At 58.9% G+C, this 12,169-nt stretch carries 16 protein-coding genes and 1 tRNA gene; 6 read left to right on the forward strand and 11 right to left on the reverse strand.

Annotated elements, in window-relative coordinates; genetic code table 11:
- Positions 1-28 precede the first annotated feature (28 nt).
- The 3 genes from LVS58_RS16315 to LVS58_RS16325 all read right to left on the reverse strand — a co-directional run bounded on the left by LVS58_RS16315 (position 29) and on the right by LVS58_RS16325 (position 2,364).
- On the reverse strand, positions 29-1,096 hold the full coding sequence (locus LVS58_RS16315) for a phosphotransferase family protein (RefSeq protein ID WP_233691932.1): 1,068 nt from the start codon (positions 1,094-1,096) through the stop codon (positions 29-31).
- Positions 1,097-1,279: 183 nt separating this feature from the next.
- Positions 1,280-1,597: an SCP2 sterol-binding domain-containing protein gene (locus tag LVS58_RS16320; protein ID WP_233691933.1), complete on the reverse strand. Its 318-nt coding sequence runs from the start codon at positions 1,595-1,597 to the stop codon at positions 1,280-1,282.
- 56 nt (positions 1,598-1,653) lie between these two features.
- Positions 1,654-2,364 carry a histidine phosphatase family protein gene (locus tag LVS58_RS16325; RefSeq protein ID WP_233691934.1) on the reverse strand — a complete coding sequence of 237 codons (711 nt, stop codon included), beginning with the start codon at positions 2,362-2,364 and terminating at the stop codon, positions 1,654-1,656.
- 197 nt (positions 2,365-2,561) lie between these two features.
- Between LVS58_RS16325 and sohB the strand changes: the two genes are divergently transcribed.
- Both sohB and LVS58_RS16335 read left to right on the forward strand, forming a co-directional pair.
- On the forward strand, positions 2,562-3,581 hold the full coding sequence (gene sohB / locus LVS58_RS16330) for a protease SohB (RefSeq protein WP_003251061.1): 1,020 nt from the start codon (positions 2,562-2,564) through the stop codon (positions 3,579-3,581).
- A 154-nt stretch (positions 3,582-3,735) separates the two neighbouring features.
- Positions 3,736-3,809 (forward strand) — tRNA-Cys (locus LVS58_RS16335).
- Between the two features lie 102 nt (positions 3,810-3,911).
- Here LVS58_RS16335 and LVS58_RS16340 read toward each other — a convergent pair.
- The 8 genes from LVS58_RS16340 to LVS58_RS16375 all read right to left on the reverse strand — a co-directional run bounded on the left by LVS58_RS16340 (position 3,912) and on the right by LVS58_RS16375 (position 8,189).
- Entirely contained in the window at positions 3,912-4,976 is a 1,065-nt protein-coding gene (locus LVS58_RS16340) for a tyrosine-type recombinase/integrase (RefSeq protein ID WP_233691935.1), read from the reverse strand.
- 3 nt (positions 4,977-4,979) lie between these two features.
- Positions 4,980-5,216 carry a DUF4224 domain-containing protein gene (locus LVS58_RS16345; protein ID WP_099454697.1) on the reverse strand — a complete coding sequence of 79 codons (237 nt, stop codon included), beginning with the start codon at positions 5,214-5,216 and terminating at the stop codon, positions 4,980-4,982.
- A 237-nt stretch (positions 5,217-5,453) separates the two neighbouring features.
- Positions 5,454-5,657, reverse strand: coding sequence for a hypothetical protein (locus LVS58_RS16350; protein ID WP_233691936.1), 204 nt, complete (start codon positions 5,655-5,657; stop codon positions 5,454-5,456).
- Entirely contained in the window at positions 5,650-5,943 is a 294-nt protein-coding gene (locus LVS58_RS16355; RefSeq protein ID WP_233691937.1) for a hypothetical protein, read from the reverse strand. Before LVS58_RS16355 ends, LVS58_RS16350 begins: the two co-directional genes overlap by 8 nt.
- On the reverse strand, positions 5,940-6,437 hold the full coding sequence (locus tag LVS58_RS16360) for a hypothetical protein (protein WP_233691938.1): 498 nt from the start codon (positions 6,435-6,437) through the stop codon (positions 5,940-5,942). The genes LVS58_RS16355 and LVS58_RS16360 overlap by 4 nt, the downstream gene beginning before the upstream one ends.
- 91 nt (positions 6,438-6,528) lie before the next feature.
- The gene (locus LVS58_RS16365; protein WP_233691939.1) at positions 6,529-6,768 is read right to left on the reverse strand and encodes a pyocin activator PrtN family protein; all 240 of its coding nucleotides are present in this window, start codon (positions 6,766-6,768) and stop codon (positions 6,529-6,531) included.
- Complete coding sequence (locus tag LVS58_RS16370; protein ID WP_233691940.1) at positions 6,765-7,274, reverse strand: hypothetical protein; 510 nt, start codon at positions 7,272-7,274, stop codon at positions 6,765-6,767. The genes LVS58_RS16365 and LVS58_RS16370 overlap by 4 nt, the downstream gene beginning before the upstream one ends.
- Positions 7,275-7,529: 255 nt before the next feature.
- A complete protein-coding gene (locus LVS58_RS16375; RefSeq protein ID WP_325175987.1) occupies positions 7,530-8,189 on the reverse strand; it encodes a LexA family protein in 660 nt (219 codons plus the stop codon).
- A 98-nt stretch (positions 8,190-8,287) separates the two neighbouring features.
- On the opposite strand from LVS58_RS16375, the gene LVS58_RS16380 reads away from it, so the two are divergent.
- From LVS58_RS16380 to LVS58_RS16395, 4 genes are all read left to right on the forward strand, one after another.
- On the forward strand, positions 8,288-8,464 hold the full coding sequence (locus LVS58_RS16380) for a helix-turn-helix domain-containing protein (protein ID WP_233691942.1): 177 nt from the start codon (positions 8,288-8,290) through the stop codon (positions 8,462-8,464).
- A 243-nt stretch (positions 8,465-8,707) separates the two neighbouring features.
- Positions 8,708-9,196 carry a phage regulatory CII family protein gene (locus tag LVS58_RS16385; protein WP_233691943.1) on the forward strand — a complete coding sequence of 163 codons (489 nt, stop codon included), beginning with the start codon at positions 8,708-8,710 and terminating at the stop codon, positions 9,194-9,196.
- Entirely contained in the window at positions 9,189-9,392 is a 204-nt protein-coding gene (locus tag LVS58_RS16390; protein ID WP_233691944.1) for a TraR/DksA C4-type zinc finger protein, read from the forward strand. The genes LVS58_RS16385 and LVS58_RS16390 overlap by 8 nt, the downstream gene beginning before the upstream one ends.
- Positions 9,389-12,151, forward strand: coding sequence for a bifunctional DNA primase/polymerase (locus tag LVS58_RS16395; RefSeq protein ID WP_233691945.1), 2,763 nt, complete (start codon positions 9,389-9,391; stop codon positions 12,149-12,151). The genes LVS58_RS16390 and LVS58_RS16395 overlap by 4 nt, the downstream gene beginning before the upstream one ends.
- The last annotated feature ends 18 nt before the right edge of the window (positions 12,152-12,169 follow it).

Genomic DNA, 12,169 nt, shown 5'->3' on the forward strand with positions numbered 1-12,169 from the left:
CCTTGTTATCCGTCGTCGTGGGCTGTGCTCAGAGGCTGGACTTGGAAATGACCTGCAAGGTCATTTGTTCCAGCAAGCGGTTCATGTGAATGAACTGGGCGAAACGCTTGTCCTGGGTCTGCCCGTGGTAATAGCGGTAGTAGATCTGCTGAACGATCCCTGCCAGGCGGAACAGGCCATAGCAATAGTAGTAATCGAAGTTGTCCAGGCAGATGCCGGCGCGCTGGGCGTAGTAATCGACGAACTGGCGGCGGCTGAGCATGCCCGGCGCGTTGCTCGGCTGGCGGCGCATCAACTGCACGGGCGCCGGGTCGCCGGCTTCGATCCAGTAGGCCAGGCAGTTGCCCATGTCCATGAGGGGGTCGCCCAGGGTGGCCATTTCCCAGTCCAGCACACCGATGATGCGCATGGGGTTGTCCGCGTCCAGTATCACGTTGTCGAACCGGTAGTCGTTGTGCACGATGCCTCGGCGTGGGTGGTCGGCGGGCATTTTGTCGTGCAGCCAGGCGGTTACCGCTTCCCAGCGTGGTGCATCCGGTGTCAGGGCTTTTTCATAACGGCTGGTCCAGCCCTCGATCTGGCGCTGCACGTAGCCCTCCGGCTTGCCCAGGTCGGCCAGGCCGCAGGCGGTGTAGTCCACCTGGTGCAGCTCGACCAGGCGGTCGATGAAGCTTTTGCACAGGGCTTCGGTCCGGCTGGCGTCCAGGTTCAGTTCGGCGGGGATGTCCGAGCGCAGGATGATGCCCTTGACCCGTTCCATCACATAGAACTCACCGCCGATCAGGCGAGTGTCGGTGCAGTGTGCGTAGGCCTTGGGGCAGTAGGGGAAGCCGCTGTTCAGCTGGTTGAGGATGCGGAACTCGCGGCCCATGTCGTGGGCCGACTTGGCCTTTTGACCGAAGGGTGGACGGCGCAGCACAAAATCGCGGCCCGGGTAGCTGACCAGGTAGGTGAGGTTGGAGGCGCCCCCCGGGAACTGGCTGATGCTGGGCAGGCCGTGCAGGCCGGGGATATTGGCTTTGAAGTAAGGGTCGATGACGGCCGCGTCGAGTTCTTCGCCGGGGCGTACCTGGGTGGACTGGTCGGTGAGCGTCATGCGTCTTCCTTATTCTCGATAGCGAGTACTATTGGATAATCTAATGGTCCGCCAAGGTTGGAACAATCGTCCCATGTGCCATATAGGTAAGGGTGTTGCTGGTGGATCACTGCACCGAATGCAGGGCAAAAAAAACCGAAGCCGTCAGGCTTCGGTTTTTCGATCATCCGGTATTCCCAGCCCTCAGGACGGGAACAGCTCGCTGAGTTTCATCGACAGCATCATGTCGCCCTCAACCCGCAGCTTGCCGCCCATGAAGGCCTGCATGCCGTCGGTTTCGCCGCTGACGATACCCTTCAGGGTTTCGGCGTCCATCACCAGGGTGCAGTTGGCATCCGGGTTCTCGCCTTCCTGCAGGTCGCAGGTGCCGTCCTTGACGATCAGCGCGTAGTGCTTGCCTTCGTCGGTGATGTTGAAGCCGAACACCAGGTCCAGGCCGGCGGCAGCGGATGGGTTGAATTTCTCTTGCATCTTTTTAACGGCATCAGCTACGGAGGTCATGGCGCATTCCTTATAGAGTGATTTACACGTCCCCGCAGGGACACAACAAGCCGGGCTTATCGGTAAGTGACAAGCTCCGGCGCCTTCAACAGCTGCACATGGGCCTGGCTGTTGAAGGAGGCCAGTGCCACGTCGCGGCCGCGAAACTTCAGCTGGCTGAGCGACGTGTTGATGATCTGCCAGTTCAGCGCGAACGCCTGGCTGGGGGTAATACCGGTAACCAGGTGGAGCAGGGCGGCAATGGTGCCACCCGAGGTGAAGATAGCAACATGATCGCCGCTGCCGGCAGTATCCAGCACGCGTTGCAGCCCCCCTTGTACGCGGGATGTAAACGAATGCCAGGTTTCCAGGCCATCATCGGCATGCTCGCCATCGTGCCAGCGTTGCACCATCAAGGCGAACAGACGCTGAAACTCGCTGCGGTGCTGCGCAGCATTGCGCAGCACATGCAGGGCATCAGGCTCTTCCGGCAGCAGGTCGGGCAACAGGGTGCGGATCACTCCGTCGGCATCGAACTCATTGAAGGCGGCGTCGGTCTCAACCGCCGGCACCGGGCAGCCGTTGGCGTGCAGCGCCTGCAGCGCCAGCCGTGCGGTATCCTGCTGGCGGCGCAGGTCGCCAGCCACGCAGCGGTCCAGCCGCACGCCCAACTGGGCCAGGTGCTCACCCAGGGCCTGGCTCTGGCGCACGCCCACGGGCGAGAGGACGTCGTAGTCATCGGCACCGAAGGAGGCTTGGCCATGTCGAATCAGGTAGAGATTGCCCACGAAAGGTTCCGGCCTGTTGGAGGTTGCTGCGAGGTTAGGATGCGGCTCACGGGCTGTCAACGAAAAAACATACAAGCGTTTGAAAAGGTTGTTTGAAAGGTGTTGCCAGCGTTTACACCGGCTGGCAGCACCACAGACGCAACGGTATGCTTGCAACAGTGACGCGCCGCAGTGGCGCAGGCATTTAAGGAGTCAACGTGGAGTTTCTTGCCGAATACGCAAGCTTTCTCGCCAAAACCGCCACCCTGGTCATCGCCATATTGGTGGTGCTGTCGGCCATCGCCGGGCTGCGTGGCAAAGGTCGGCGCAAATCGGGCGGGCAATTACAGGTCACCCGCCTGAACGATTTTTACAAGGACCTGCGTGAGCGCCTGGAGTCCGGCCTGCTCGACAAGGCCCAGCTCAAGGCCTTGCGCAAGCAGCAGGCCAAGGCGGAAAAACAGCAGAAGAAGGGCAAGGCCGAGGACAAGAGCCGGGTATTCGTACTGGACTTCGATGGCGACATCAAAGCCTCGGCCACCGAAAGCCTGCGCAACGAGATCACCGCACTGCTGACGCTCGCCACCGCGCGTGACGAAGTGGTGCTGCGTCTGGAAAGCGGCGGTGGCCTGGTGCACAGCTACGGTTTGGCTGCATCGCAGCTGGCGCGTATTCGCCAGGCCGGCATCCCGCTGACCGTGTGCATCGACAAGGTGGCTGCCAGCGGTGGGTACATGATGGCCTGCATCGGCGAGAAGATCGTCAGTGCCCCATTCGCCGTACTGGGGTCTATTGGCGTGGTGGCGCAGTTGCCCAACGTCAACCGCCTGCTGAAAAAGCACGACATCGACTTCGAAGTGCTGACTGCTGGCGAATACAAGCGCACCCTGACCGTCTTTGGCGAAAACACCGAGAAGGGCCGGGAGAAGTTCCAGGAAGACCTGGACATCACTCACCAGTTGTTCAAGGATTTCGTCTCCCGCTATCGTCCGCAGTTGCACATCGACGAAGTGGCCACCGGCGAAGTCTGGCTGGGCGTGGCCGCCTTGAATCGCAAGCTGGTGGACGAGCTGCAGACCAGTGACGAATACCTGAGCGAGCGCGCGCGCAACGCCAACCTGTTCCACCTGCACTATGCCGAACGCAAGAGCCTGCAGGAGCGTATTGGCATGGCCGCCAGCGGTACAGTGGAGAACACGGTGGTGGGCTTGTGGAGTAAACTCAGCCGCCTGCGCTAACACCTTGAACCCGTTGAAATTTTTTTTCGTTCAGGGGGTTGCAAGGTTAAAGGAATGAAGACATAATGGCGCCCATCGAAACGCAGCAAACTTTGAAAAAGGTTCAGCGTTTCAAGGAGATAGCTAAGCGCAAGCAGCTAGATCCGACCTTTGAGGCCGAGTAGCAAAGTGGTTATGCTCCGGATTGCAAATCCGTCTACGCCGGTTCGATTCCGACCTCGGCCTCCACCATTCGAAAGCCCCGCAGATTAACGTCTGCGGGGTTTTTCTTTGTGGTCTAGAAACGCCGATCATTTCCGCATCATCGGGCATCGTTTCCGCATCTGCCCACTATTTGGTCGGGCTGACCACCTCGCCGACGCGGCGATAAACGCGTCTGGTAATCTCCTCTTTGGAATGTCCGAGCAGCCGGCTGGCGTGGCTGATGTCCTCAATCTCCGATGCCGCCTTCGGTCGGATATCGCGGAACTGGAACTGCCGAACTTTGGTGGCCAAGTCTGTGTTGTCATCGGCGATCAGTTTGCGTGCTGCCTTGTCACGCGCCTCGCTGAAGCGGTTCCTCAGCATTTCCCAGCTCATGCGCAGGCCTGAATCATTGGTGATGAGGCGTGAGTTGCGCACACCTTGCAGCTTGCGCCGCTCCAGGAGCTTCTCGATGAATAAGCCCAGACCAGTGAGTTCGCCGTTGACGTGCCGGCGGATGCGAAGTTTCTTGTCGGTCTTGTTCTGGTCGACCCACAGGTAGTCCTCGTCGAGGTCGACAGTGCTGAACTTCAATGTGTCGGCGGGGCGCTGGCCGGCTAGATAGGCCAAGTCCATGGCGTCCTTCAAGCCCTGGTCGGCCTCCGCATATACTGCGTCCCAGACTTCGTCGGCGGCGTAGAAGTCGCGTACCTTCTCCTTATTGCGACGAACCGCCAGGCACGGATTTCGATCTGCGAACCCCCACTCCATGGCCACGGTGAATACATGCGAGAGCAGGGCGATTTCCCGGTTTGCCCGAGTCTTCGCGGTGCGGGCGTCCCGGTACTGCGCGACGACCGGAGGAGTGATGGCCTCAATGGGAGCGTCGGCAAACGCCGTGCGCAGGCGCTCCAGTTCATATTTGTTGTCTTTCTGAGTGCGTGGCGCCTTTGCCGGGATGATGTCACGCTCGTACCGGTCAAACAGCTCGGCCATCGTTGACATCACCTTCGGTGCTGCCTTGTGCTCCAAGCGTGCCCACTCAAGCTTGGCCTCCGCGAGATCTGTCCCCAACGGAATTTCCTGCCGATTTCCGTCTGCATCCCGCCCGTTGTAGTAGTACCCGACCCACAATTTGCCGCTTTTCAGCTTGCGAACTCGCCGCAGCATCCGAGGCGGCAGGTCCTTGTTCGATGCCTTCCTGTTGCGCATCTGTTACCCCACGCGCGATAAGTCTAATGTCCAAGTTTCTGTTGCAGCATTCGTTGCGGTTGGCTTCACGCCGGCCATTTTGAGGCGGGCGTATACCCGCCCAACAACGGGCCGCCGGGCCCGAGTCAGCGTGTACTGCCAGCCGTTTTTGGCCAGCCAGGCGATTTGTTTGCTTGGGATCTGGTAGCCGGTGATTCGCATCACCTCTTCCTCATCAAGAAACTCGCTTGCATGTTCCATAGTGCGGGCTCCGCGCCTTCGATGGCGGCAGGTTGGGGTTCTCGTTCGGGAAATGATCTGCTCGTCCAACCTGGGTGGTGGTGAAGCCCGCGGCTTGGCGGATCTTGGCGCAGCGGCTGTGTTTGCCGCGTGTGCGCGGAACGCTGCAGACATCACACATAACGGACATGGCGGGGCGAACGAAGCTCTGTACCCCCTTTGCATCCCTGGTGTTCGGCTTGTAATTGGGCCTGGTCGTCACAGCGAGTACCTCTCATGGATTCGACGAGCGTTCGGGCTCACGGCCAAGTGCTCGAAGTTCTGGCGGCTGTTCACCGTGAATAGCGTCTCTGGCTGAGGGTGTCGGGCTTCGTTGAGGCGCTGGAATTCGACCCAAACGGCGATCAGCGCGGTGACAAGCACAAGGCTGATCAGCTGCCAAATGCGGACATGGTTAGCCATGCTGGCGACCCTGACTGGGTTGGTTGAGCACCTGCCTGCTCGCAAGCTCGAACAGCTCGTTGGCAGAGATTGGCGTAAGCGACTGCTCACAATTGCGCACGGCGTCAAAACGCGTGCGATACAGTCCGGCCTGGCCGAGCCACGCGACGGCGTGATGCTCAGCGTTCGAAACGGGGCAGGGTGTCGCTAGGCGTTCACCTTGAGAGCCAAGCTTGCATTTCTTGCAGATGTGATAACCCCCGTCATACGGGTCAACCGTTTCCCAGAGGTGCTTGTGTATGGTCATGCTGCACTCCCTGCGTTTGCGCGGCCGGCCGGAGTGTCGCGCAGCTGGATGTGAATTCGTTTAGCTAGACCTCCCAATTGGGTGGCTTGCAAGCCGGCGCGTGATGCCTGCTGAGTTGCGTTCATTGCAGTAAGCGTTCGCTCGGTCAGGTTCAGGGTTTCTATGGCGCTGATGAGCAGCTCGTAATCCGCCCTGGTCACCGCGAGCCCGGTGTAGGACATGATCCGGGCTTCGAGTTCGCGGATGCTGCCTTTGAGGTGTGCGATTGCCAGGTGATGCTTACGCTGGTCCGCCTCGGTCTGGACTCGGGCTTCGTCCAGGACGTCCTGAAGCCCTTGTATCTGCAATTTCAGATCGGCTTGCAGGCGCTGTTTTCCGATTTCCAAGCCTCTGTTGAAGGCGCGATACCGAGCTTTCGCGAACAGGAAAGGCAGGACGGCCAAAGTGGCTAGTAAGCAGATGCCCAGGGCCAGAACTTGTTGATGCGGTTGCATGTGCTGTGCTCCGTAGTGCCCAGCACCGGGCTGGTGATGTGGTGTAGCCTGGTGCTGGATGCGTTGCCCCTGTTGACCGGGGCCGTCTCAGTTACGCCGTCTTTTTCGCTTGGGTGTCGAGGTAGTCGGCGAGGTCGTGTAGATAGATCACGTACTGCGCTCTGGCTGAGTGGTGCAGCTTTGTAGGGTTCAACCCAATCTTTCCGGCGTTTATCAGCTCCTTGAACCGGCGATCTGTCTTGATGTGCGGGAAGTAGCGCTCCCGCACAGCTGTCAGCGTCGGGCAGGGAGTTGTCCACTCATTGCGCAGCTGGCGAAGCGTGTCGGTCATGGATGCTCCCCGTGCCCCTCTGTGGGGTGGCCGAGCTTGGTGCGCACCGCTTCGGCGAGCGTGTCCTTGCAACTGCCGTATGCTGTTGCGCGGATCTCGCCCTGGTCGTTGGTGACAACGGTTCCGAACGGGTGCTCTCGGTTGGTGGTGGGGGTGATATAGGCACGCAGGCCTTGCGGGAGCACACCGCTCACACAGTCCAACGCTTCCATCAAGGCAATGGCGCGTTGGGTCTGTTGACCAGCCTCGGTTCGGCCGTTGGCGACGTCCTGCAGGAAATCGCGCAGAGACATGTACTTGGTCGAGTCACCGCGGCGCAGGGTTATCGAACCCGTATACGGGCCGAAGCGCACATGTAGGTGGTGGTCTCGGCTGTCGTTCTCCACCTGAATGTGAGCGTCGACGGTAGTCTCGGGTCGGTGTAGTGGGCAGGTGGTGTTGCCGCCATTCTCCAGCGTACGCTCCAGCAGCAATACACGCCGTAGATTGATGGTGAATTCGTTCATGCCGCACCCCCGTTAGGGACGGCGCGGACATGCCCGGTCGGCGAGACGATCAGTTGCAGGCCGGTAGAACGTTGAAAAGCTTCAACGATGGCGGGGCGGGTGCAGGTGGTGGGGTGCAAGTAGACCTTGCACCGGCTCGAGTACTGTACGGTTGGCATTTCTGGACCTCAGTGGTGAGAGGGTAGCGGTCCAGACAATACTCAAGCGAATTGAGTCGGTCAATACCTATTCGTATTGATCGTATGATCGGTGCGTTTAGAAAATTTCCAGCTTGGAGACAACCACACCGCAGATTGAGGCGTCTTCGGGCAACTCGATGATGGGATCAGGCCAGGATGGGTTCAGTGGCTTGAGAAATCTGCGTGGACCCTCCAGCACCAACTGTTTAAACGTCGCTTCCTTGCTGTCTGCCAGTTTTGCAATAACGAGGGAGCCGTTCTCGTAATCCTTGTTCGGATCGACAAAGATTATGTCGCCGTCCATGAACGAGCGACGTTCATGTGGGTTGAACATTGATACGCCTCTGACTCTCAGCGCGAACGTTGCGTTGCTATGGGATACAGCACACGGCAGCCAGTTTTCTACATCCTGCAGTTCGAGTACGTCTTGCATTTCACACCACGATCCCGCCTGTACCCATGAGATCAGCGGTACGAATCCTCGAACACGTGGTCCTGGTTCGATGTTGGAGTTGGGACCAATCAAGAGCTCTGGCGCTTCCCCGCCTTTCCAAAGCCACTCGCTGGTTACGCCCAAGGCTTTTGCCAGCTTCTCGACATTGGTCTGACGTGGGCTTGCAGAAGTGCCGGTGAGAATCCGGTGGATGGTCGGCTGCGGTACCCCTGAGCGTCTCCCCAATTCCCCTTCAGACCACGCCAGTTCATGCATTCGCTGTGCTACTCGCTTTCCTATCACGGCCTTTGCTCTGATTCGTTTACGTATCGGAATTGTATTGCTCTGAATAATTCGTTTGGGTATTATCCTCCCAATTCGATAACGCATCGGTGGGTGCCATGACCATTCAAGAGATGCTTCAAAACCTGATTGATCTGGGGTTTTCGCAGCGTGCGATCGCAGATCGGGTTGGCGTTACGCAGCCAACGATCTATCGAGCAACCAAAGGCGCAGCCGTCCGCTATGAGGTCGGTAAGGCTATTGAGCTGTTCCTTGAAGAGCAAAAAGGTCGCTGAAAAGCAGCCTAAGTAAGGACTGCTGAGCTAGGGCCTCTCACCACAAGAATTCCTAGCTCAGCAAGCACGGCGCAAAGCGCCGTTGTACCCGCCATCCGGTTGCCTCTCACCACAAGATTCGCCGGATGACTAGAACCGCGTGAAATGCCCGCACAGCACGCAAAGCACAGCACATCGGTCGTATTCACAGGATAGGGCGTACTTACCTCTGTGACTACACCGTTAATCGAGGTTTAACGGTTTATGAGTCGTATCGACACTCTGCCGGAAGTAGGGCCGGCACTATCCCTCAAACAGGCGCTCTACCGCGCCGGTCGCGATTACAAGGGGGGGATCACCCGCCTGGCGTTTGAGATGGGTATGGATTTAGACGCTCTGCAGAAAAAGCTGAAGCACGACGAAGAGCGCCGCTGGCTCACCCCTGACGAGCTGGAAGAGGTGCTGCAGTGGACCGCAGACCGGCGTGTCCTCGACGCTTTAGGTCGTGCGGCCGGCGTAGTTTGGTACCGACCGTGCCCGATCCCTGCAACCAACGAGCAGTTGAAAGCGGTTGGCCTTTTGCTGAAGGAAGCAGCTGAGTTCGTGAGCAGTATGCACGAAGGTGCTGCTGACAACGTGTGGGAGCTGCACGAAGTGCAGAAGCTTGAGGCGTGTGGCCTGGATGTTATCCGCCAGGTGTTGGCGATTACGTCGGGTGCGCGTCAGGCTATGGAGGACCAGGTCAATGGCTGATGCAGTTGACTTCGCAAATGATCAGGCCGAGTACTTTCTTCAGCTGTCATTGCAGCGCCTTGCGCGTCTGCCTGGCAAGCCGAGTGCCCAGTTCTGCGACGATTGCGGCGAGCCGATTCCGTTGGCTCGACAGCAGACTGTCGAGGGCTGCGATACCTGCGTCGACTGCCAGGAGCTGCGGGAGCGCCGTCGATGAGTGAGCGCCCTGTAGCAACTACGGCCGGATGGGCGCGCCGTTACATCGAAACCTTTGGACTCGCCCTGGTGCCCATTGAGCCGGGCGAAAAAGGGCCAAAAGGTAAGGCTTGGAATACCCCTGGCGGCTATATCACCGATGCAGATGCTGCGGAGGCGTTCTGGTTGGAGCATCCCGACCACAACCTTGGTGTTGTGCTCGGCCCTAGTCGTGTCTGTTCGCTTGATGTGGATGATGTCGCGCTGTCCCGTATTGCTTTGCGCGATGCCTTTGGGCTGGATCTGGAAGCGCTCGCAGCTGCATATCCAACAACCGTGGGTAACCCGGCGCGTTTCCGTGTCATGTTTCGGGTACCGGATGGGGTTGAGCTGAGTCGGCGCTCTTTGGCGTGGCCAAACCAGGCCGACCCGGATGGCTCGATTTTGAAAGCGCTCACTGCTCAAATGGTGGCGGCAAAGGATGCTGGTGACGCGACACGCGAGGCGGCCCTTAAGATGGCCGCGGAGCCCTTTAAGAAAATCACCGTTTTCGAGCTACGTGGTGGCGCTGTGCAAGACGTTCTGCCGCCGTCCATTCACCCAGGCACCGGTCAGCCATACACATGGCGCATACCACCATCTGCCGACGGCCTTCCTGATCTGCCCGCCGATCTGTTGAACATCTGGCTGAATTGGGACCAGCTCAAGCCTCAGGCGCTCGCGGTTTGCCCGTGGGCTATTAAGTCGGCTCCGGCGGTCTCTCAACCAACCCCGCGCCCTCGTCCAGCCATTGCGCCATCAGGTAGTTCATTGCCTGAAGTCATTCCTGAGTTCAACCGAACCTACGATATCGCCACCTTGATTGAGGGGCACGGCTACAAGCGCATTGGTGGCAAGTGGCTCTGCCCTCACAGCAGCAGTGGTGACCCTGGGGTGTCGATCTCAGAGGGCAAGCTGTATTCGCACCACAGCTCTGATCCGCTGGCTAACGGTCACAAGAATGATGCCTTCGATGTGTACTGCATCCTTGTGCACGACGGCAACCAACGAGAGGCCACCAAAGCGGCGGCGCGAATGTTAGGGCTGGATGCGAAGTCGAGACCGCCGGCCCCTCCGCCCATTGGAGAGTTTCCCCAAGCCCCATCGGCTAATGAGGCAGTTGGTCACCTTGAAGATGGGCTGACAAGCGAGGATGAGCACTGCCACGCAAGGCCTGCGACAAGCGATCCAGGCGCGGCCGCTTCCTCGGTCAGCGGGGGGGAGGGGGAAAGGACTATGGACATTGCCACAGCAATGCGCCGCTTCGCCCTGGTCGAGGGGACCACAAACATCTGGGACATGGACAAGGCGAAGCCCATGAAGCGTGGCGGCTTCGAGGCTCTTATAGGCAAGCCGCTTGCAAAAGAGTGGATGGAGCGTACCGACAAGAAGTTGATCGCGCCCGAGCAGGCCCAGGAGCTTGATCAGGCTCGTCGGTTGTCAGCCAAGAAAGGTGGTGCTCTGAAACTCGACCCCATCGAGCGATACGTGTACATCGATGGTACCAAGGACGTTTGGGACAGAGAGAAGAAACGTCGTATCCCCGAAGGCGCTGTGAAAATGGCGATGGGGGAGGAATACAAGTGGTGGCTCAACAGTCAGGACCGCCGCGTGGTTGACGTCGACCATATCGTGTTCGATCCCACCATGACCAAGGATCCCAACATTTACATCAACACCTTCGAAGGGCTACCCCTGGAACCGGTGCGTGATGACGCGGCGTGCGAGAACCTGCGCTGGTTGATTTCGTTCCTATGCAACCATGACGAGGAAGCTCTGGGTTGGTTGACGAAGTGGTTGGCGTATCCACTGCAGAACATGGGGGCCAAGATGGATACAGCAGTGCTGATGCACTCCATCATGGAGGGCTCGGGCAAGAGTCTGCTGTTTGCAGATGTTTTCGGCCAGTTGTACGGCCAGTACTCTGCGACTGTTGGGCAGACGCAGTTGGAAGGTAGTTTCAACGCCTGGCAGAGCCGCAAGCTGTGGGCCGTATTCGAGGAGGTCGTCAGCCGCGACCAGCGTTACAACCAAGTGGGTAAGATCAAGCACATGATCACTGGCAAGACGGTGCGCATGGAGTCTAAGTTCATCAATGGCTGGGAAGAAGCCAACCACATGAATGCGGTCTTCCTGAGCAACGAAATCATGCCTTGGCCGATCAGCGATGATGATCGTCGTATGCTGGTAATGTGGCCGCTGCAAACGCTGCCGGTTGAGCGCCAAAAGGCCATTGGCCGGGAGATGGCCAACGGCGGTATAGCGGCGCTTTACGGTTGGCTGCTCGCGCTCGACCTCGGCGATTTCAATCAGCGTACTCGCCCTCCGAAGACGGAGGCGAGACAACGCTTGGTCGCGCTAAGCCGAACGGCATGGCAAACTTTCCTGAGTCTCTGGCAAACTGGAGAGCTTGGCAGAGGTCTTTGGGGTTGCTGCCTCGCGACAGATTTGTACGCGTTGTTCGTTGAGTGGTGTTCGCGTAACAAAGAGCACTCAATGAGTCAGACGAAGTTCTCACTGATGCTCAGCGCAACGGTGGAGAAGACGCGCTCGATTCCGTGGACGGACGGAAACAACCGTCGATTCGCCGCGTTCTTCTTCCCCTCTGATCCCGATGCTTCCCTGCCCCCATCATTCAATGCGGCCGAGCTGGGGCAAGCCGTTATCACCTGGCGCAGCAAGGCGAAACTTGCAGGGTGGAACGTAGATGCTTGGGAACACGTGAAGGGGGTGGCTGCATGAAGCCAAAAGCCCCTGTGT

The organism is Pseudomonas sp. JR33AA (assembly GCF_021378985.1).
GTDB classification, from domain to species: Bacteria; Pseudomonadota; Gammaproteobacteria; order Pseudomonadales; family Pseudomonadaceae; genus Aquipseudomonas; species Aquipseudomonas alloputida.